Annotated in this window: 19 protein-coding genes; 8 read left to right on the forward strand and 11 right to left on the reverse strand. The window is 70.4% G+C overall.

Features of this window, described 5'->3' with window-relative positions:
* Positions 1-74: 74 nt before the first annotated feature.
* Complete coding sequence (locus tag AB0E78_RS12255; protein WP_100598391.1) at positions 75-278, reverse strand: cold-shock protein; 204 nt, start codon at positions 276-278, stop codon at positions 75-77.
* A 277-nt stretch (positions 279-555) separates the two neighbouring features.
* Entirely contained in the window at positions 556-984 is a 429-nt protein-coding gene (locus tag AB0E78_RS12260) for a MarR family transcriptional regulator (RefSeq protein WP_361831061.1), read from the reverse strand.
* A 79-nt stretch (positions 985-1,063) separates the two neighbouring features.
* Between AB0E78_RS12260 and AB0E78_RS12265 the strand changes: the two genes are divergently transcribed.
* On the forward strand, positions 1,064-1,984 hold the full coding sequence (locus tag AB0E78_RS12265; protein WP_361831064.1) for an MBL fold metallo-hydrolase: 921 nt from the start codon (positions 1,064-1,066) through the stop codon (positions 1,982-1,984).
* Between the two features lie 4 nt (positions 1,985-1,988).
* Here AB0E78_RS12265 and AB0E78_RS12270 read toward each other — a convergent pair whose 3' ends face one another.
* On the reverse strand, positions 1,989-3,191 hold the full coding sequence (locus AB0E78_RS12270) for a carboxylesterase family protein (protein ID WP_361831067.1): 1,203 nt from the start codon (positions 3,189-3,191) through the stop codon (positions 1,989-1,991).
* A gap of 272 nt (positions 3,192-3,463) precedes the next feature.
* On the opposite strand from AB0E78_RS12270, the gene AB0E78_RS12275 reads away from it, so the two are divergent.
* Positions 3,464-4,570 carry a substrate-binding domain-containing protein gene (locus AB0E78_RS12275; protein WP_361831070.1) on the forward strand — a complete coding sequence of 369 codons (1,107 nt, stop codon included), beginning with the start codon at positions 3,464-3,466 and terminating at the stop codon, positions 4,568-4,570.
* 156 nt (positions 4,571-4,726) lie between these two features.
* On the forward strand, positions 4,727-5,215 hold the full coding sequence (locus AB0E78_RS12280) for a molybdopterin-dependent oxidoreductase (protein WP_361831073.1): 489 nt from the start codon (positions 4,727-4,729) through the stop codon (positions 5,213-5,215).
* 31 nt (positions 5,216-5,246) lie between these two features.
* On the opposite strand, the gene AB0E78_RS12285 is transcribed toward AB0E78_RS12280, so the two are convergent.
* Together AB0E78_RS12285 and AB0E78_RS12290 are read right to left on the reverse strand one after the other, a co-directional pair.
* On the reverse strand, positions 5,247-6,209 hold the full coding sequence (locus AB0E78_RS12285; protein WP_361831075.1) for an ankyrin repeat domain-containing protein: 963 nt from the start codon (positions 6,207-6,209) through the stop codon (positions 5,247-5,249).
* 64 nt (positions 6,210-6,273) lie between these two features.
* Positions 6,274-7,227 carry a LysR family transcriptional regulator gene (locus AB0E78_RS12290; RefSeq protein WP_361831078.1) on the reverse strand — a complete coding sequence of 318 codons (954 nt, stop codon included), beginning with the start codon at positions 7,225-7,227 and terminating at the stop codon, positions 6,274-6,276.
* Positions 7,228-7,457: 230 nt separating this feature from the next.
* Between AB0E78_RS12290 and AB0E78_RS12295 the strand changes: the two genes are divergently transcribed.
* Positions 7,458-8,210, forward strand: coding sequence for a sulfite exporter TauE/SafE family protein (locus AB0E78_RS12295; protein ID WP_361831081.1), 753 nt, complete (start codon positions 7,458-7,460; stop codon positions 8,208-8,210).
* A gap of 106 nt (positions 8,211-8,316) precedes the next feature.
* Positions 8,317-8,793 carry a carboxymuconolactone decarboxylase family protein gene (locus AB0E78_RS12300; RefSeq protein WP_361831084.1) on the forward strand — a complete coding sequence of 159 codons (477 nt, stop codon included), beginning with the start codon at positions 8,317-8,319 and terminating at the stop codon, positions 8,791-8,793.
* Between the two features lie 38 nt (positions 8,794-8,831).
* Here AB0E78_RS12300 and AB0E78_RS12305 read toward each other — a convergent pair whose 3' ends face one another.
* Both AB0E78_RS12305 and AB0E78_RS12310 read right to left on the reverse strand, forming a co-directional pair.
* On the reverse strand, positions 8,832-9,770 hold the full coding sequence (locus tag AB0E78_RS12305) for an AraC family transcriptional regulator (protein WP_361831087.1): 939 nt from the start codon (positions 9,768-9,770) through the stop codon (positions 8,832-8,834).
* A 71-nt stretch (positions 9,771-9,841) separates the two neighbouring features.
* On the reverse strand, positions 9,842-10,765 hold the full coding sequence (locus AB0E78_RS12310) for an NADP-dependent oxidoreductase (protein WP_361831089.1): 924 nt from the start codon (positions 10,763-10,765) through the stop codon (positions 9,842-9,844).
* 258 nt (positions 10,766-11,023) lie between these two features.
* Between AB0E78_RS12310 and AB0E78_RS12315 the strand changes: the two genes are divergently transcribed.
* The 3 genes from AB0E78_RS12315 to AB0E78_RS12325 all read left to right on the forward strand — a co-directional run bounded on the left by AB0E78_RS12315 (position 11,024) and on the right by AB0E78_RS12325 (position 13,330).
* Positions 11,024-11,371 (forward strand): DoxX family protein, encoded by a 348-nt coding sequence (locus AB0E78_RS12315; protein ID WP_361831092.1) that lies wholly within the window; start codon positions 11,024-11,026, stop codon positions 11,369-11,371.
* A 140-nt stretch (positions 11,372-11,511) separates the two neighbouring features.
* Positions 11,512-12,027 (forward strand): lytic polysaccharide monooxygenase auxiliary activity family 9 protein, encoded by a 516-nt coding sequence (locus AB0E78_RS12320; RefSeq protein ID WP_361831095.1) that lies wholly within the window; start codon positions 11,512-11,514, stop codon positions 12,025-12,027.
* 127 nt (positions 12,028-12,154) lie between these two features.
* Positions 12,155-13,330, forward strand: a complete 1,176-nt coding sequence (locus AB0E78_RS12325; protein WP_361831097.1) for a serine hydrolase domain-containing protein — start codon at positions 12,155-12,157, stop codon at positions 13,328-13,330.
* Between the two features lie 36 nt (positions 13,331-13,366).
* On the opposite strand, the gene AB0E78_RS12330 is transcribed toward AB0E78_RS12325, so the two are convergent.
* From AB0E78_RS12330 to AB0E78_RS12345, 4 genes are all read right to left on the reverse strand, one after another.
* Entirely contained in the window at positions 13,367-16,234 is a 2,868-nt protein-coding gene (locus AB0E78_RS12330) for an NHLP bacteriocin export ABC transporter permease/ATPase subunit (RefSeq protein ID WP_361831099.1), read from the reverse strand.
* Position 16,235: 1 nt separating this feature from the next.
* Positions 16,236-18,521: an NHLP family bacteriocin export ABC transporter peptidase/permease/ATPase subunit gene (locus AB0E78_RS12335; protein ID WP_361831102.1), complete on the reverse strand. Its 2,286-nt coding sequence runs from the start codon at positions 18,519-18,521 to the stop codon at positions 16,236-16,238.
* Positions 18,518-19,324: an HlyD family efflux transporter periplasmic adaptor subunit gene (locus AB0E78_RS12340; RefSeq protein ID WP_361831105.1), complete on the reverse strand. Its 807-nt coding sequence runs from the start codon at positions 19,322-19,324 to the stop codon at positions 18,518-18,520. Before AB0E78_RS12340 ends, AB0E78_RS12335 begins: the two co-directional genes overlap by 4 nt.
* A gap of 93 nt (positions 19,325-19,417) precedes the next feature.
* Complete coding sequence (locus AB0E78_RS12345) at positions 19,418-19,645, reverse strand: type A2 lantipeptide (protein WP_361040187.1); 228 nt, start codon at positions 19,643-19,645, stop codon at positions 19,418-19,420.
* Positions 19,646-19,695: the final 50 nt, after the last annotated feature.

Consider the following 19,695-nt stretch of genomic DNA (forward strand, 5'->3'; position numbering starts at 1 on the left):
ATCTTCTTTAAACAGCAACGAGCTGGTGCCCGCGCCGTGAGGCGCGGGCACCAGCGTCGTCTTACGCTTCAGCGTCAGGCAGGAACGATGTTCTCGGCCTGCGGGCCCTTCTGGCCCTGAGTGACATCGAAGTTCACCTTCTGGCCTTCCTGAAGCTCACGGAAGCCCTGGGTGGCGATGTTCGAGTAGTGGGCGAAGACGTCGGGGCCGCCACCCTCCTGCTCGATGAAGCCGAAGCCCTTTTCCGAGTTGAACCACTTCACGGTGCCAGTAGCCATACTAAATATCTCCTTCGGGGCAAGCTCCGAGACCCGCACTGTGCGGACCCCGGCGTCGCCACGTTGATTGCCCCGTCCGGGAAAACTTCTCCCGGAAATACAAAAGTGCCCGGCGGAATAGATCCACCAAAGGCACTTGAAGTCTTATGGGAACCACAACTGCAACTACGATCAACAGTAGCACGAGATGGCCGTCACGGCGCGGGCAAGCTCAACAGATTTCACCCGACCGGCCCTGGACCCCCACCACATTGCGGAAATTTGTGGACCTCTGGTCTCACCTCGGGCGGGAAATGGCGCGCTGGAGCAGGTCGCGCAGCGCGTCCTGCTCTTTTTGCGTGAGGGCGGCGAGGGGCGAGTCCTCGCCCAGCATCCCCAGGAGCCGCTCCCGCAGCGCGACACCCTCCGAGGTGAGCACCAGCTGCTTGGCGCGGCGGTCGGAGGGATGCGGGCGCCGTTCGATCAGGGCCTGCTTCTCCAGCTTGTCCACGACGAAGGTGGCGTTGGAGGGCTCGCAGCTCATGCGTTCGGCGAGCTCGCGCATGGTCATGGGCCCCGCGAGCTCACGCAGGGCGGTCGCCTGCGGAGCGGTGAGCCCCAGACTGACGGCGCGTTCACGCAGATGCTCCGCGATCTGGTCGGCCATCCCGTTCACCAGGCCGCACAGCTGCCGCTCGGCGATGGCCTGCGATTCAGGGTTCGTCATGAGGCCAAGCCTAGCAAGTGCATCCAGTCTGCATATTACTAGCTTGAATGATTCAAGCTTGATGCATATAGTCGTCCCCATGACCACTTCCTCCCAGCACCACACCGCGACCGCACGGCTGCGCCGCCCCTCCGGCATCCGTTCCCTGCGACTGGGCGAGACGAAGGTGACGTACGTGCCGGACGGAGCCGTCCAGCTCACGCCGCGCGGCTGGCTGCCGGCCAGCACCGACGCGGACTGGGCCACCCATGCCGAGTACGTGGACGAGACCGGCCACCTCACCGCGGGCATCGGTGGCCTGCTCGTGGAGCACGGCGACCGGGCCCTGCTGATCGACGCCGGTTTCGGGCCGCGGTCCTTCCCCGCCGAGCCGGGCAGCGCGATAGGCGCCATCCAGGGCGGCGCGCTCCTGGAGAACCTCGCCGCGCTCGGCCGCGCGCCCGAGGAGATCGAAGCGGTCGCCTTCACCCACCTGCACACCGACCACATCGGCTGGGCCTGGCATCCGGGACCGGGCAGTGACAGCCCCGCCTTCACCCGGGCCGACTACTTGGTGGCCGAGCCCGAGTGGTCACAACGCCATCTCCTTGAGGCACACGGCACGAGCAAGGAGACGCTCGACGCGCTGGCACCGAAGGTGCGGACCGTGGCGGACGACCAGGAGATCTTCCCCGGCGTACGCGTGCGGTTCATCCCCGGCCATACGCCGGGCCACGCCGCCTACGTCATCACGGCGGGCGGGCAGGGCTCCGACGGACGACGCCTCATCGCCTTCGGTGACGCGCTCCACTCCCCCGTCCAGGTCGGCCACCCCGAGTGGTCCGCGGCCCCCGACCACGACTCCGTCCGGTCCGCGGACTTCCGCCGCCGCCTCGTCGAGGAACTCCAGGAGCCCGGCACGATCGGCTTCGGCATCCACTTCGCCGATGTGGTGTTCGGACGGGTCCGCACCGAGCAGGGCCGAGCCGTATGGCAGCCCCTCGACGACGACGGCTCCTGAGGCCCTAGTCGGGCACCCGCCCCTGGTGCAGCGGTGCGGACATCCGTCCGGGCGTCCCGGTGCGGGCGAACGTGAGCCAGGCGGTGCGCAGCTTCGAGCCCAGTGCGTCCACGTCCTCCCAGCGGACGGACCCGAGCATCGGCGCCGCCCGCCACGCCTCGCGCGAGCCGAAAAGGAGCGGGAGTTCGAGGCAGTGGGTGGCGCCGAAGGGTGAACCCGCCGGGCGCCAGTCGAGGCGGTATGTGTGCACCTGGGCGCCCGCACGTGCCGCGCGCGCCCCGAAGAGGGCGAGGGGTTCCTCGTAGGTGAGGCGGGTCAGCTCCGCCGCGTCGTCCCCCTCGCCGGGGAACGCGGTCATGTCGTCCAGGTTCCAGCCGTAGAGGATGTCGAGGCCCCGTACGTACCCCTCCAAGGTGTGGGAGGAGCCGGCGTCTTCGGTCTCGACAGGGGTGAACGCGGGTTCCATCGTGCTGCCGGACCGGCTCAGGTTGGCCAGGGCGGTCTCCCGCTGGGCCGCCAGGATCGCGGACACGTCAGCGGTGTACGGGTCCGTGGCGAGGAAGTCGGCGAAGAGGCGGCCCAGAACCTGCGCTTCCTTGCGGGGGCGTGCCGCGAGCGCGAGCGGGGCGCTCTGCAGGATCGCGCGACGGAAGAGCCCCTCGGCCTCCGGCAGCTCGAGGAGGAGGCGAATGGACAGGGCGCCGGCCGACTGGCCGAGCACCGTGACGTTGGCCGGGTCTCCCCCGTACGCGGCGATGTGCGCGCCGACCCAGCGGAGCGCTTCCAGCTGGTCGTACAGACCGAGGTTGCCCTCGCTGGTCCCGTCGAGGCAGAGGTAACCGAGCGCGCCGAGGCGGTAGTTGACGCCGACGACCACCACATCACCCTGGGCGGCGAGCGCGCCGCCGTCGTACCAGTCCAGCAGCCCCGCTCCGCTGCTGAACCCGCCGCCGTGCAACCACACGAGCACCGGGCGGGCCCCGGCGTCGCGGGCCGGTGTCGTGATCGACAGGTTCAGACAGTCCTCGCCGTGCGGGTGGCGGTCCAGGGGCGGGCCCATCACCGCGTCGAGCCGGGAGGGAAGCTGCGGGCAGATCTCACCGCTGGCGGGGTGGGGGTCCGGGTGCGGCACGGGCCGTGGGCGGGCGAAGCGCTCGGCGGTGGCGTAGCGGATCGGTCCGGTGCGGATCATCGTCGGTTCGGTCATGCGTCGGCGCCCTCCGTGGTGAGTACGGCTGCACCGGCCGAAGTCTCCGCCCCGCACGGAACAGCGCCACCATTGACGAGTCATGAACGGCCACGGTCCCGCCGCTGATGTCACGTGTCAATGCGGGACAGTTCAATACTGAAACGCATATTCCATTGCAATCTCGTTATGTGTTGACTCCTTGACGCCGGGAACGCTCCAGGGTTGGCTTTCAGCCACCTCGGATCACAACGAAGCGGTCCGATCGAGGAAGTGGGCGAATGAAAACCCGTATGCGTGAAGCCACCGTCGCCGTATCTGTGAGCGCCTTGGCACTCTCGCTCGCCGCATGCGGCAGCCTGCTCGGCTCGGACGACGGGAAAGCGCAGAAAGAGCGGAAGGGTGACGCGGTCACCGTCGGCCTGCTCCTGCCCGAGACGGAGACGGCCCGCTACGAGAAGTTCGACCACCCCATCATCGAGAAGCAGGTCAAGAAGCTCACCAACGGCAAGGGCAAGCTCGTCTACGCCAACGCCGAGGGCGACGCCGCCAAGCAGAACAGCCAGCTCGACCAGATGGTCGCCGACAAGGTCGACGCGATCCTGGTGAGCGCGGTGGACGCCAAGAAACTCGCACCGGCGGTCAAGAAGGCGAAGGAGGCGGACATTCCCGTCATCGCCTACGACCGTCTCGCCGAGGGACCCGTCTCCGGCTATGTGGCCTTCGACAACGAGCTGGTCGGCCAGGTCCAGGGCCAGGCGATCCTGAAGGCGCTCGGCAGCGCCCGCAAGACCAGCAAGATCGTCATGATCAACGGGGCGCCGACCGACCCGAACGCCGCCGTCTTCAAGGACGGCGCGCTCTCCCAGCTCCAGAACCAGGTGGTCATCGCCAAGACGTACGACACCGATGGCTGGAAGCCGCAGATCGCGGGCGAGCACATGACCGACGCGATCACCGCGATCGGCAAGGGCGACATCGCCGCCGTCTACTCCGCCAACGACGGCATGGCGGGCGGCGCCATCAAGGCCCTCAAGGCCGCGGGCGTCACCGACCTGCCGCCGGTCACCGGCCAGGACGCGGAGCTGTCGGCCGTGCAGCGCATCGTCACGGGCGAGCAGTACATGAGCGTCTACAAGCCCTATCCCGAAGAGGCCGTCGGCGCCGCGCAGATGGCGGTCCGGATCGCCCAGGGCCGCATGGTCGAGTACGACGCCCTGGCCGGGGACAGGTCCGAGAACGCCACCACGAAGAAGATCCCCTCCCTCCTGGTCTCGGTCCGCCCCCTGACCCGGGACACCGTCAAGTCCACGGTCATCAAGGACGGCATCTACAAGACCGAGGAGATCTGCACGGCCGAGTTCAAGGCAGCGTGCGCGACGGTCGGCCTCAAGGGCTAGGCCCCGGCTCGAAGGATGAGCTGGAATTCGCCAGCCCAGACCTCGTAGCAAGCTCACACCAGCGAGGAGAAACGGCCGAACGGGTCGCATCCACGATTCCCTCGAGTGGCTGCCGGGTATGACCCGGCAGCCACGACTGCCCGGAGGGGGAATCCGATGAGCCGGCCCGGCACGCCCACGCGCGCGATGCCCGTACGCACGGGAACCCTCGCCGTGCGCGGGGACATCGGCCGTCCCGGCACGCTGACCGTGGCGGATCTGCGCGAGCGCTGGGAGCAGCACGAGTCCGCCGTGGTCTTCGACTGCGCCACCAACGGGCCGCAGCACCACACCTTCTCCGGGCCCCTGCTCCGGGAGGTCGCCGGCGACGCGCTGCCCGCGTTCGACGCCCGGCGCCGCAAGGACCGCTCGCGCTTCGTGCTCGCCGTCACCGGCGGGGACGGCCACCACACCGTCCTTGCCTGGGCGGAGATCGACGCCGATTTCGGCGATGCGCCGATCCTGCTCGCCACCCGCCTGGACGGTCGGGAGCTGGACGCCGTCGGGAGCCAGCTCGTGGTGCCGTCCGACCGCTGCGGTGCGCGCTACATCAGCGCGATCAGGAGCATCTGGATCGGTGCGTGCCGCGTGCCCGCGGAATCCTGAGCGGTCTGCCGATGCGTGGCGGCCGGGCCGCTCAGTCCTCGTAGACGTGCCGGGGCAGCTTGAGCCAGAGGTCGGGCGGACCGGTGACGGCGCGGGGGTCGGCCGGCCTCAGCCCCACGTAGGCGCAGGAGTAGGCGATGGCGTTGTGGCGGTAGAGGTAGGAGGCGAGGACCTCCGCCGAGGAGTCGCCCTCGTCGGGGCCGCCTCCCGGGTGCAGGTCCCAGCCCACTATGACTCCATCGCGGGTGATGCTGCCTTGGTCTCCGCTCTTGGGATGGGCATAGAGGCCGTAACAGACGGTGCCCGCGGAGAGCAGGCGCACCACACCGGGCATCGACGGGGCATAGCCCCACGGCTGGGTGATGATGCAACCGCCCGGTACATCGGTGGCTCCGACGATCCGCAGGGACTCATCCATGTCGTACGACGAGGGGTCCTCCAGGAGTTCGTCCAGCTCGGGGTCTTCGTAGGGCTCCGCCCCCAGGCGGCGCGCGGCCCGGGCCGCGTCGATCCCGGCCACGAAGGCCAGGCCCATGCCGTCGTCGTGGAGGTCACCGAGGGCCGCGGTCAGCCGTCTGGCCTCGGTCTCGGCGGCCGACTCCGCCGGGGTCAGGCCGCGCTCACCGGCCGGAACGAAGAAGAGGCCCGGGGTAGGGCCCGCCAGGCTGAGCCGGCCCGGCGACCAGTCCGCCAACACGATCCGCCACGGGTCGGCGCCGGCGGCGGCCAGCACACGGGCGTTGTCCGCGCGGTCCGCAAGGACCGCGGACCAGAGGGCGGTGCGGCCCTCCTCCTCCGCGTCGACGTCATCGACGCGGCGGGCCAGCTCGGCGACCACTTCCGGTGAGCCGAACACGGCCGCCTGGTGCAGGGGGCGGCCGCTGCCCCGCACATGAGGGTCGGCCCCGCGCTCCAGGCGGTCACGGACCAGCGCGAGGTCGCGCCAGCCTTCCCAGCCGAAACCCTCCCAGCCGTCACCCTCGACAACACCCATGACACTCCCCCTTCGTGGTGACCCCAAGATCTGCCTCGTGTCGTAGTCGGCCACTTACTGAACGCTACAGACGGCCACTGACAATCTCTTCCCTCTTCTCTGACTCCTCCGACGCCTGTTGGGGGACGCGTGCTCCCGGACAGTTGTGGCTCACCGTGTCGGCGAAGGCCTTGGCCAGGGGCGACAGCGCGTCCCAGCGGCGTACGGCCCAGCCGGTCCACAGGGTGGGCAGGTCCGGGATGGGGATCAGGCGCAGGTCGGGGTGGCCGGGCCCGCGCCAGCCCGGCAGGTCGGGCACGATCGCGTGGCCCAGGCCGAGTTCGGCGAGCAGGAGGGCGGTGTCCCAGTCGGCGACGCTGGTGTCGGAGGCCGGACTGATGCCGCGCTCGGTGAACCAGGCGTCCAGGCGCGCACGGGATGTCGTGCTCTCCGGGAGCCCGATGAGCTGGATGCCGGCCAGGTCGGCGGTGGCGATCAGCGGCTTCGTGGCGAGGGGGTCCTCGCGGTGGACGGCCAGGACCCACGGGAGTTCGATGACGGGGCGTTGCTCGATGCCCTTGACCGGGGTACCGAGGGTGATCCAGGCCAGGTCGAGGCCGCCCGCGATGAGGGCGTCGAAACAACTGCGGCTGGAATGCGCGGTCTCGAATTCGAGGCTCACCTGGGGATGGCGGCGGCGGAAGGCGACGATCGCGTCGGACATGAAGTGCCGCACCGTGGTCGCGCCTGTGGTGATCCGCACCGATCCGGCCTCGCCGCGCACCAGGTCGCTCAGCCGCCGCAGGGCGTGATCGATGTCGCCGAGGCCACCGGCCGCCGCGTTCTGCAGGAGCAGTCCGGCCGGTGTGGGGACGACCCCGCGCGGGTGGCGTTCGAGCAGGCTGAGCCCCAGCTCGCGCTCCAGGCGCCTGATGTGCTGGCTGACCGCGGGCTGCGTACAGGAGAGGTCGCGGGCGACGGCGCTGAGGCTGCCCGTCCGGCAGACGGCGACGAAGACGCGCAGGTCATCGAGAGTCATGGACAGTGAAGCTACAGCTTGGGGGTCTGCAAGGAAACCCGAGGATTGACTTGGGTGTTGGGGGAGCGGGACGATCTTTCCGGGCCCAGGGCGGCAACCCGGCCCGGTTCCTGCGTCTTCCGGAGGACGGACGGACCGTGCCGGGTGCCGACCCGTCGGCTCCGCACCAGACTTCTCCGTCCCGGGCTGCCCGCACTCCGGTACGCCGACCGTCCCGGGAAGGGCGCTCCATGCAGGCACTCGAGACAGTGGCCATAGCCGCCGCGGCCGTCGCGGCAGGCGGCATCAACGCGGTGGTCGGCTCCGGCACCCTGATCACCTTCCCCACCCTGCTCGCCTTCGGGTACCCGCCCGTGCTGGCCAACGTCTCCAACACCATCGGCCTCGTCCCGGGCGTGATCAGCGCGGCGTACGGATACCGCGCCGAGCTCAAGGGCCAGCGGCGCCGTCTCATCAGGCTCGGCCTCGCCTCGCTCCTGGGCGGTGTCGCGGGAGCGGTCCTGCTCCTGAAGCTGTCCGCCGACACGTTCCGCGCCGCGGTGCCGGTGCTCATCCTGCTCGCCTGCGCTCTGGTGCTGCTGCAGCCCCGCATCCAGAAGTGGCTCGCGCGGCGCGACGCGCGCGGCCGTGCGAACGGCGGCGCTCCGCTGTGGGCCGGCGTCATGGTCACCGGCGTCTACGGCGGCTACTTCGGGGCGGCCCAAGGGGTGCTGCTCATGGGCCTGTTCGGGTCGTTCCTCCGTGATGACCTGCAGCGCCTGAACGCCGTCAAGAACGTCCTCGCGTCCATCGTGAACGGCGTCGCCGCGGTCGTCTTCATCGCCGTGACGACGGTCGACTGGACGGTGGCGGGCGTGATCGCCCTCGGCTCGACCGCGGGCGGTCTGATCGGTGCGCGGGTGGGCCGCCGCCTCTCACCCGCCGTGCTGCGCGGGCTCATCGTGGTGGTCGGGGTGACGGCGGCCGTCGCCGTGGCCATCTGAGCGCCTCCGCACGACGAAGTGACGGGCGTCACAATCTTTGCTGTCGTATCGCGCCGGGCCGCCGCGTATAGGAGGTGCAACCACCGGCAACGGCAAGGAGTTCACCATGGAAGCCCGCTTGAATCTCGTCGCCATTCCCTTCGCGGCCAAGACCCTGAAGCACTTCGCGTCCGCGAGCAAGACGATCCTCTCGGAGTCGACTCTGCCGTCCACGACCCAGGATCTGGTGATGCTCCGGGCGAGCCAGATCAACGGCTGCGGTTTCTGCACCGACATGCACAGCAAGGACGCCGCGCACGCCGGGGAAACGCCGGTGCGCCTCGCCCTGGTCGCCGCCTGGCGGGAGGCCACGGTGTTCACCGAGGCCGAGCGCGCCGCCCTGGAACTGACCGAGCAGGGCACGCGGATCGCGGACGCGGCCGGTGGCGTACCGGACGAGGTGTGGGCGAACGCCGCCAAGCACTACGACGAGGAGCAGCTCGCCGCCCTGGTGTCACTCATCTCCCTCATCAACGCGGCCAACCGCTTCAACGTCATCGTCCAGCAGCCCGCCGGGGACTACCGGCCCGGCCAGTTCGGCTGACGCCGGGCCGACGGGAGTGACCGCTGGGGCGGGGCAGCCTAGGCCGCCCTGCTCTGGCGGCGGTAGCCGCCCGGCGCCAGGCCGTACTCGCGCTTGAAGGCCTTGGCGAAGGCGAACTCCGAGCCGTATCCGGTACGGGCGGCGACCGTGGTCAGCGGGGCGTCGGACTCCCGCAGCATGCGGGCGGCGGTCGTCATGCGCCACCGGGTCAGGTACGCCATCGGCGGCTCGCCGACCAGCATCGCGAACCGCCGGGCGAACGCGGCGCGGGACAGTCCGGCCCGCGCCGCCAGGGACTCGACCGTCCAGGAGGCCGCGGGGTCGTCGTGCATGGCCGTCAGGGCGGGCGCGACCGCCGAGTCGCCCAGAGCCGCCGCCCAGCCCTGAGCGGCGGCCGGCGGCTGATCGTCCAGCCAGGCCCGCAGGATGTAGAGCAGCAGCGAGTCGATCAGGGTGGGCACGATGCCGTCGGAGCCGATACGCGGGTTCTCCAGCTCGGAGCCGAGGAGCTGGACGGCAGCGCTGAGCTCCGGGTGGCGGCCGTGCCGCGTCGGCAGGTGGATCACCTCGGGCAGCTGGCGCACCAGGGGGTGCGGGCGGCCCTGGTCCAGGTGGTAGTTGCCGCACAGCAGGCTGGTCTCGGCGCCCTCGCCGCCGAGCGTGACCGAGCCGATCGGTGAACCCCCGTGGAGCTGCTCGTCCTTGAGCTCCTCGGCCGGGGTGGAGGGCTGGTCGGCGAGGATGTGGCCCCGCCCGTCACGCAGGAAGATCACATCCCCGGGGTTCAGCGGAATCGGCTCCAGGTGCGGGGACGTTTCGGGCAGCGGGACCAGCCAGCAGGTGCCGTAGAGCACCACGTGGAACCCGGCGCCCGCGACGGGCGGCAGCCGCAGGCCCCAGGGGGCGCGGCCGTTTGTCCGTACGGACGCCGGATGTCCGGTGCGCATCGAGGCCAGTGCCTCGGTGAGGATGTCCATCCGGCCTCGCCCTTCCTGGTGCCGCCCGTCGCGGTCGTCCTGTGCGGACCGTCCTGTTCAGACCGTCCTGTTCAGACCGTCAGGACAATCTTGCCTTGTACGTGTCCCGAGGCGACCAGCTCGTGTGCCTTTCCGGCCTCCTCCAGCGGGAACGTCTCCTCGACGAAGGGGCGGACACGGCCCGCGTCGATCAGTTCCGCGACGGCTGCGAGACCGGTGGCGTCCGGTTCGACCATGACTCCGGCGAAGCGCCGGCCGGCGGCCTCGACGCGCGCGGCGAGCTCCTTGTCGTGGTGTTCCAGGATGCTGATGAGTACGCCGCCGGGGCGCACCACGCCGAGTGAGAGGTCGCCCTGGGCCGTGGAGTCGAGGAACACGTCCACGCCCTTGACGGCCTCGGTGAAGTCGGTGGTGCGGTAGTCGATGATCTCGTCGGCGCCGAGGCCGCGTACGAAATCGTGGCGGGCCGCGCTGGCTATCGCGATCACATGGGCGCCTCGCGCCTTCGCGATCTGCACCGCGAAGTGGCCGACGCCACCGGCGGCCCGCTGGATCAGCACGCGGTCGCCCTCCTTGACGTCCGCCGCCCCCACCAGGCCCTGCCAGGCGGTGAGCGCCGCGAGGGGCACGGCCGCGGCGTGCACGTGGTCGAGCGAGGCGGGCTTGCGGGCCAGCTGGCCGGAGGGCGCGACGACGTAGTCGGCGTACCCGGTGGCGGCGCGGGGGAAGTGCGGCATGCCGTACACCTCGTCGCCCACCGCGAACCCGGCGTCGGCGCCCGCCTCCTCGACCACGCCGGAGATGTCCCAGCCCACGCCGAACGGGGGCTCGCCGAGCAGCGGCAGGGCGCCGGACCTGACGGCCACGTCGACCGGGTTGACGGCACTGGCGTGGACCTTGACGAGGACCTCGCCGGCCTGCGGATTCGGCCGTTCGGCCTCCACGACCTCGAGGACCTCGGGGCCGCCGATGGACTGCTGGATGACTGCGCGCACGGTACTTCTCCTGGATCTCGTCCGGTTGATGCCCTCAACTCTAGGGAGATCGAATGAGCCGCAGAATAGCCTTCTGTCTCGGCTACATGTCCCAGCGTCTTGTCCAGAGGCACCCTCGGCCATGCGTGTCCCAGGTCACACCTCGATCGGCGCCCATCGGTCACATTCCCGCTCCGCGGCCCGTCAGAGCAGTGAAGCAAGCAGAGAGCCCGGCCGGAGCAAGTCCGGCCCGGCACCCGCCCGATGGGAGCATTCCTGATGTCCACCGCCTACGTTGTCGTCACCGTCCTGGCCGCCGTCATGGTGGGCTTCTCGGCCGTCTCCGTGTTCCTGCGCGCCAAGTGGGTCGTGGAGCCCATGGCCGACTACGGCGTCCCCTTCTCGTGGCTGCCCTGGCTCGGCGCGGCCAAGGCCGCGGGGGCGGCGGGCCTACTGGTCGGACTGCTCGTACCGGCCGTCGGCGCCGTCTCCGGGATCGGCCTCGCGCTGTACTTCACCGGCGCCGTCATCACTGTGATCCGGGCCCGTTGGTACGCGCACATTCCGTTCCCCCTGCTGTACGCGGCGCCGGTGGTCGGCGCCCTGGCCCTGGGCTTCGCCGCCTAGCCCCAGCCGTAACTTCCGCACCACGGGCATTACTTGAAGGGTTGACTGAGCCCTGACAACCAGTATGGTCTAGGCCAATGAGTCGACCGAGGCGCCCGGTTGTCTCTTGCCCCTCATCCCCCCACTCAGAGGGAACAGAGATGAACAAGAAGCAGAAACTGGCAGCCGCTCTGGGCGCGGCAGTCGCGCCCGTGCTCGTCCTGGCCTCCGTCACCCCGGCCAGCGCGCACGGCTACGTCTCCTCACCCCCGAGCCGTCAGGCACAGTGCGCGGCAGGCACCGTGTCCTGCGGAGAGATCACGAACGAACCACAGAGCGTCGAAGGCCCCAAGGGGCAGACGACGTGCAGCGGTGGGAACACGCGGTTCGCCGACCTCGACGACGACAGTAAGGGCTGGAAGGCCACCGATGTCGGTTCGTCGCAGGAGTTCAGCTGGAAGCTGACGGCACGTCACAGCACCAGCACGTGGCAGTACTTCGTGGGCGGCAACAAGATCGCCGAGGTCGACGACGGAGGCGCCCAGCCGGGCGAGACCGTCACGCACAAGGTCGACTTCGGCGGCCTCAGCGGCAAGCAGAAGGTGCTCGCGGTGTGGAACATCGCCGACACGGCCAACGCCTTCTACGCCTGCATCGATGTGAACATCAGGGGCTGATCCCCCGCGCGGGTGGCTCCCCCACGCCACCCCACCCGGTCTGCCGTGCCGTCGGTGTCACCACGCCGACGGCGCGGCAGACCGGGCTTTCGCGTACCCGGCGGGTCCGGGCTGAGATGGTGGAGACATGGCCGATCTGCGCAAGACTCTGGAGACGCACGTCAGCAACAGCTCCGTGGCGGGAGCGGTGGGCCTGGTGGCCCGCGGTGACCGGGGCGAGGAGGTCGCGGCCGTCGGGTCCGTCGATGTCGAGGGCACCGCACCGATGGCCAGGGACTCCCTCTTCCGTATCGCGTCGCTGACCAAGCCCATCGTCGCCGCGGCCGTCATGATGCTGGTCGACGAGGGCCGGATCACGCTGGACGCCCCGGTCCGGGAGTGGCTCCCGGAGCTGGCGTCGCCGAGCGTCGTCCGCACTCCGGACTCACCGGTGGACGACGTGGTCCCGGCGGTCCGCCCCATCACCGTGTTCCATCTGCTCGCCTCCCGTACGGGCTACGGATTCCCGTCCGACTTCGCGCTGCCCGCGGTCGCGCCGCTGTTCAGCGAACTGAAGCAGGGGCCGCCGCAGCCGCAGGCCGTCCCTGCGCCGGACGCCTGGATGGCCGCGTTGTCCCGGATCCCGCTCCTGCACCAGCCCGGTGACGGCTGGCTCTACAACCTCAGCTCCGACCTCCAGGGCGTCCTGATCTCCCGGGTCACGGGGGCCTCGCTGCCCGAGTTCCTCGCGGAGCGGGTGTTCGAGCCGCTGGGGATGACCGACACCGGGTTCGCGGTGCCGCCCGGCAAGCTCGACCGGTTCACCAGCTATTACGCGGCCGGATCCGAGGCCGGGCCGGAACGCGATCCCAGCAGCGGCCTGGAGCTGCTCGATGCTCCCGACGGCCAGTGGAGCAGCCTGCCCTCCTTCCCGTCCGGCGCCGGTGGCCTCGTGTCGACCGTCGACGACTGGCTCGCCTTCGGACGGATGCTGCTCGCCGAGGGGGCGGCGGACGGGCGCCGCCTGCTCACACCCGATTCGGTACGGCAGATGACGACCAATCAACTCACCACCGCTGAGCGGGAGTCCGCCGGTCTCTTCCTCGAAGGGATGGGCTGGGGCTTCGGCGGCTCGGTGGACGTCGAGGTCGTCGAACCGTGGAACGTACCGGGCCGCTACGGCTGGGTCGGCGGCACGGGCACGACGGCGCACATCATCCCGTCCACCGGCACGGTCACCCTCATGCTCAGCCAGCTCCAGATGGGCGGCCCCAGCTTCCCCGACCTGATGCGGGACTTCTGGCGGTACGCGGCCGGGAGCTGAGAGCAGACAGCCACGGGCCCAAAGGCCCCGGTGGCCTCAGCTCAGCTGCCGTCGCACCAGCTCGTGCAACCGTCCGCCCGTGTCCGCCAACAGCTGCGCGGGGGGGCCCTGTTGGACGACCCGGCCCTCCGACATGACGATGACGCGGTCGGCGTCCATCACCGTGGAGAGGCGGTGGGCGATCACGATGCGGGTGGCGTTCAGGGCGCGGGTGCTGTCGATGACCGTGCGCTGTGTCTCGTTGTCCAGGGCGCTGGTCGCCTCGTCGAAGAACAGGACGCGGGGGCGGCGGATCAGGGCCTGGGCGATCATCAGGCGCTGGCGCTGGCCGCCGGAGACCGCTCCGCCGCCGGAGATCATGGTGTGCAGGCCCATCGGCATGCGTTTGATGTCCTCGGCGAGGCCCGCCATCGCGGCGGCTTCCCACGCCTCCTCCTGGGTGAACGTCTCGGCGCCGCAGATGCAGTCCAGGATCGAGCCGGTGAGCGGCTGCGCGTTCTGCAGGACGACGCCGCACTGACGGCGGACGGCCGCCTGGTCCAGGGCGGAGAGGTCCTGGCCGTCGTAGAGGACGTTGCCGGAGACCGGCTTGTCGAAGCCGATCAGGAGGCGGAGCAGTGTCGACTTGCCGCAGCCGCTGGGGCCGACGACCGCGACGAACTCGCCCGGGCGGATGGACAGGGACACGTCGTCCAGGACCAGGGGGCCGTCGTCCGCGTAGCGGAAGGACAGGGACCGGGCCTCGATCTCGCCCTGCAGCTCGCCCGGCTGGGTGCTCGCGCCGCGCACCTCGGGCGCCTCTTCGAGCACCGGCTTGATCTGCTCGAACATCGGGAGCACCCCGGCCGCCGAGATCAGCGCACCGGTCAGCTGCGTGACGGACGTCAGGAGCATCGTCACCGCCGTGCTGAAGGTGAGGAACTCCCCCGCCGTGAGGCTGCCGCGGGCCGGGCCCGCGAGGAGGATGAACATGATGAGCGTGCAGAGCGGCAGATAGACGGAGTTGAGGACCGTCGTCACGTTCTTGATGCGGCCCGCGCGCTGCTGGAGCTCCCTGCTGCGTGCGAACTCCCCCGCCCATGCGGCGTACGCGAAGCTCTCCGCCCCGGCCACCCGGAGTTTGGGCAGGCCTCGCAGCGTCTGGAAGGCCTGGTTGTTGAGCTTGTTGGAGAGCTCTATCAGGCGGCGCTGCCAACGCAGTTCCCACAGGCCAAGCGTGAGGAACACGCCCGCGATGACCGCCAGCATCGCCAGTGCGGCCAGGGCCAGCGGGACGCTGTAGAGCAGCAGGAGGACGATGTTCATCGCGGCGATGGTGCCTGCCTGGAGGGCCACCGGACCGATGCCCGACAGGACCCGGCGGATCGCGCTGACTCCCATCGCCGCGCTCGCCAGTTCACCGGTGGAGCGGGAGGCGAAGAAGCGGGTGGGGAGGTTCAACAGGCGGTCCCAGACCGCCGGTTGGAGGGCGCTCTCCATACGGCCCTCCATCCGCAGGATGGTGAGGTTCTGGAGGAGCATGAAAGCCGCGGAGACGATGCTCGTGATCATCACCGCCAGGGACACCTGGACGATGAGGCTCTTCTCGCCGTTCGGCACGAACACACCGAGTACCTGTCCCGTCGCGATCGGCACGAGCGCCCCGATCGCGACCGTCACCAGACCGGCGATCGCCAGATTGCGCACGTCGCCGCCGGTGCCCCGCAGGCTGAAGCGGAAGAGCCGCCACGGCGTCAGCGTCCGCTCCGGCAGCGGCCGGTAGAACATCACCCCCTGCGGCTCGAACTCCTCCGCGTTGGTCTTGTCGACGCGCGTGCGCCGGCCGGACGTGGGGTGCACGGACTCGTAGCCGCCGCGCCGCCACAGCAGCGCGACCGGCTGCCCGCTGGCCGCGCGGTGCCCGACCAGCGGGCCGGTGTTCTCGCGCCACCAGCGCCCGTCGAGCCGCACGGCACGGGTGCGGATGCGTGAGGCCACCGCGACCTGCTCCACCGGGTCGATCCGGTCGCTGACCGCACCGCCCTCCGCGGCTCCCGACAGCTTGATGCCCGCGGCCTCGGCGACCAGACGGCAGGCCGCGTACGTCGCGTCGTCACCGCCTCGCGCTGCGGTGCGGCGCGCACCGCCCCTGCCGGAGCGGCCGATGGAGGCGATCAGCGTCCGGTCGGCCTGCTCGCGGACCGTCTCGCCCGCCTTGATGCCGGCGGCCGTGCGGTCCTCGTGGGCACGCTCCAGGCGTTCGATCCAGCGGTCGAGGGTCGAGAGCAGCCGGTACTGCTGGTTGACCATGCGCTGCCACATGGCGGCGTCGACGAGCAGATCGCCCGCGGCCTCCGAGCTGTAGGCGGAGCCGTACTGCACACTGCCCGGCGCGACCGGCATCCAGAGGATGTCGTCGTCGGTCACGACGTCGTCGCCCAGGGTGCGGCCGTCGAGCGGCGCCTCGAACAGGACCCGGTGGCTGCGTCCGATGCCGAGCGCGAAGGCGTGCTCCAGGAGGCTCAGGGCCTGGTCCTGGGTGTCGTACTGACTGGGGTACTGCTGCTCGTAGGCCCAGGTGTCGCCGTAGTCGGGGCGGTAGAGCTCGCGCAGCGGGATGCGGCGCAGCTCGCAGCCCTGGAGCGGGCGCCCGACCAAGGTGTGCTGGGGGCCTTCGACGGGCCCGAGCAGCAGGGTGCCCGGTTCGAGGCGGCCGAGGAAGTGCCAGTGGCCCTGCTGCACGGCGTCGACGGCGAACAGGTCGAGTGCGCCGGCCACGACGAGCCACAGGACCTGCGGGCCTTCGAGGTGGACGCTGCGCAGGCCCGTGCAGTCGGCGGGGGTGCCGAGCGCTCCGAAGGCGGCGGCGACCGCGTCGTCGTTGTACGCGGCCTGGGTGTACTGCTGCTCCGGTACCGAGGTCACCTCAGTGCTCCTTGACCAGGTCGGCGTAGGCTCCGCCGGCGGCGACGAGGTGTTCGTGACGTCCGCGTTCCACGACCGAGCCGTGGTCCAGGACGACGATCTCGTCGCTGTCGCGCACGGTGCTCAGGCGGTGGGCGATGACGACACAGGCGCAGCCGCGGCGGCGCAGGTTGTCGATGATGACCTGCTCGGTCTCCGCGTCCAGGGCGCTGGTCACCTCGTCGAGCACGAGGATGCTGGGGCGGCGCACCAGGGCCCGCGCGATCTCCAGGCGCTGGCGCTGCCCGCCGGAGAAGTTGCGGCCGTCCTGCTCGACGCGGCCGTGGATGCCGCCGGGCCTGCGGGCCACGACCTCGTACAGGCAGGCGTCCTTGAGGGCGGCGACGACGGCGTCGTCCGGGATGGACGGGTCCCACAGAGCCACGTTGTCGCGGATGGTGCCCTCGAAGAGGAAGACGTCCTGGTCGACGAAGGACACGGAGGCGGCGAGCGCGCCGCGCGGAATGTCCTCCAGGCGCTGTCCGTCGATGCGGATCGTGCCCTCCCAGGGGCTGTAGAGCCCCGATATCAGCCGCGAGACGGTCGACTTGCCGCTGCCGGAGCCGCCGACGAGCGCGACCTGCTGGCCGGGGCCGACCGTGAGGGAGAAGCCGGTCAGGAGCGGCTTGTCGAGGGGGCTGTAGCCGAAGGTGATGTCGTCGAGCGTGACGTGGCCCTTGAGGCGGCGGGTGCTCGCGGCCGGTTCGGGGCGGGAGTAGAGGGTGTCGACGGGGAAGTTCTCGACGTCCTTGAGGCGGGCGACGTCGGCACCGAAGTCCTGGATGCGGCCCGCGACGCCGTTGAGGCGGGTGATCGGCGCGGTGAAGCGGGTCACCAGGGCCTGGAAGGCGACGAGCAGACCGATCGAGAGATGCCCTTCCACCGCGCGCAGACCGCCGATCCACAGGATCAGCGCGCTGTTGAGCGTCGCGAGGGTCGGCGCGACGACACCGAGCCAGGCGCTGGGCACGCCGAGGCGCTGCTGCTGCTCCAGGGTGGTGGCGTGCTGGCCCGCCCACCGCCGGAAGTAGCCGTTCTCGCCGCCGGTGGCCTTCATCGTCTCGATCAACTGCAGGCCGGTGTACGAGGTGTTGGTGAGCTTGGCGCTGTCGGCGCGCAGCTTCTGGGTGCCGGTGGCCCGCAGTCGGACGACGACGCGCATCGCGACGATGTTCAGCAGGGCGATGCCGACACCGACGAGGGTGAGCTGGGGATCGTACGTCCACAGCAGGGCGGCATAGAGGAGCACGACGATGCCGTCGACGCCCGCGGCCGTGAGATCGCGGGCCAGCGTCTCGGCGACGGCGTCGTTCGACGCGAGCCGTTGGACGAGGTCGGCGGGGCTGCGCTGGGCGTAGAACGTGACGGGCAGACGTAGCAGGTGACGCAGGAAGCGGGCGCTGCTCAGCGTGGAGGAGATGATGCGGCCGCGCAGCAGGTTCGCCTGTTGCAGCCAGGTGAGGACGACGGTGAGCGCCACCATCGCGCCCATCGACGCGAACAGCGCACCCAGCAGGGACGTCTGATCGCCGATCAGGAACAGGTCGATGTACGTGCGGCTGAGCGCGGGCAGCGCCGCGCCGACCGCGACGAGCAGCAGGCTGGCGAAGAGCGCGGCGAGCATGGTGCCCGTGGTGCCGCGCAGCCGCGCGGGCAGGGCACGCATGACGCCCGGCTTGCGGCCTCCGCGACGGAAGTTCTCGCCGGGCTCGAGGACCAGGACGACGCCGGTGAAGCTGGTGTCGAAGTCTTCGGCGGGGACGAAGCGGCGGCCCTTGTCCGGGTCGTTGATGTGCGCGCCGCGTCGGCCGAGACGGCGGCCCATGCCGTCGTAGACGACGTAGTGGTTGAACTCCCAGAAGAGGATCGCGGGCGCCTTCACCTCGGCGAGGGCGGCCGGTTCCATCTGCATGCCCTTGGCCGTGAGGCCGTAACTGCGCGCCGCCTTCAGGAGGTTGCTGGCCCGCGAGCCGTCGCGGGACACGCCGCACGCGATGCGCAGCTCTTCCAGCGGGACGTGCCGTCCGTAGTGGGCGAGGACCATGGCGAGCGCGGCGGCACCGCACTCGACGGCTTCCATCTGCAGGACGGTGGGCGTACGGACGGTCTTCTGCCGCTTGCCCTTGGACGCGGGGCGCGGCGCGGCGCGGCGGCGGCCTCGCTGCGGGGGCTCGGGGCGGTGCCTGCGACGGCCGCCGGGGGGCGGCAGTTGCTGCTGGTGTGCCGGGGAGGGGGGCGGTGCGGTCACGGAAGCAGCCAATCGATCGGGCGCTGCTCGGCGAGGTGGAAGGCGCCGTCGGCCAGGGTCATGGAGTCGAGCGCGAAGGGCGGGCCTTCGGCGGACGACCACTGGTAGCCGGATTCGGTGGCCGACGAGCGTGTAAGCGAGACGAGGACGGCCACGGGTGGCCCGTCCTTGGTGAACTGCCCGGCCAGGTCCTTGTCGCCGAGGAACCCGCTGATCTTCTGGTCGCTCTGGGCGGTGCGCCCGATCGCCTTCACCCGGCCGCGCAGCATGCCGTACTCGTCGGTGGGCACGGACTGGACCGTGAGATCCACCGAGGCGCCGACGGGCACGGTGGCCGCGCTGTCCGCGGGTACGTAGAGCATCGCGAGGAGGGGGTCGTCGTTGCCGGAGACACGCTCGACGGTGGCGACGTCGGCGCCGGTGGTGACGACGGTGCCGATCCTGGCGACCAGGGTGGTCACGCGGCCCGCGGCGATGGAGCGTACGACCTTGTCGCCTTGGTCCGTACGGACTTTGAGCACGGGAGCGCCCGCGGCGACCCGCTTTCCCTCTTCGGCGAGGACGCGCGTCACCTGTCCGGTGACGGGGCTCTGCAGGACGTAACTGCCCTGCCCGTGGGTGAGGATGCCGGGTGCACGGAGTGTGGAGGGGATCGAGCCGGTCACGGCCCAGATGCTGGCGGCGGCCATGACGACGACGGTGACGGCGAGCACGAGGAGGCCCTGGGGTCGGGCGTAGCGCACCGGAAGGTCGAGTTCCTCGGGCGACTGCAGCTTGGACAGAGCCTGTTGGCGGAACTGCACGGAACGCTTCCCTTACTTTGCCTGTGGCGTCCGTGAGCCCCGGAACCAGTGGTTCCGGGGCTCACGAATCATGGCGTCTCAGTGAGCTGAGGCTCAGAGACCAGCGGTCAGACCGCCGGCGAGGCCGGTCACGGCGCCGGTGTTGAGGCCGGTGACACCCTCGACGGTGCCGACGACGCCGCCGACGACGCCCGAGACCGGGGCGATGGAGTCAACGGTGTCCGTGACGTTGCCCGCGACACCGGCGACGAGGCCACCGGAGACGTTGTCGAGGTCGGCGTCGGAAATCTCGAGGGTCTCGACCTGGGGGGTGTAGTTCATGGTGTGAGCTGCCCTTCTCATGAATGTTGCAAAGGTGTTTCCAACACTGC

The organism is Streptomyces sp. NPDC032198 (genome assembly GCF_040636975.1).
In the GTDB taxonomy this organism is placed as follows: domain Bacteria; phylum Actinomycetota; class Actinomycetes; order Streptomycetales; family Streptomycetaceae; genus Streptomyces.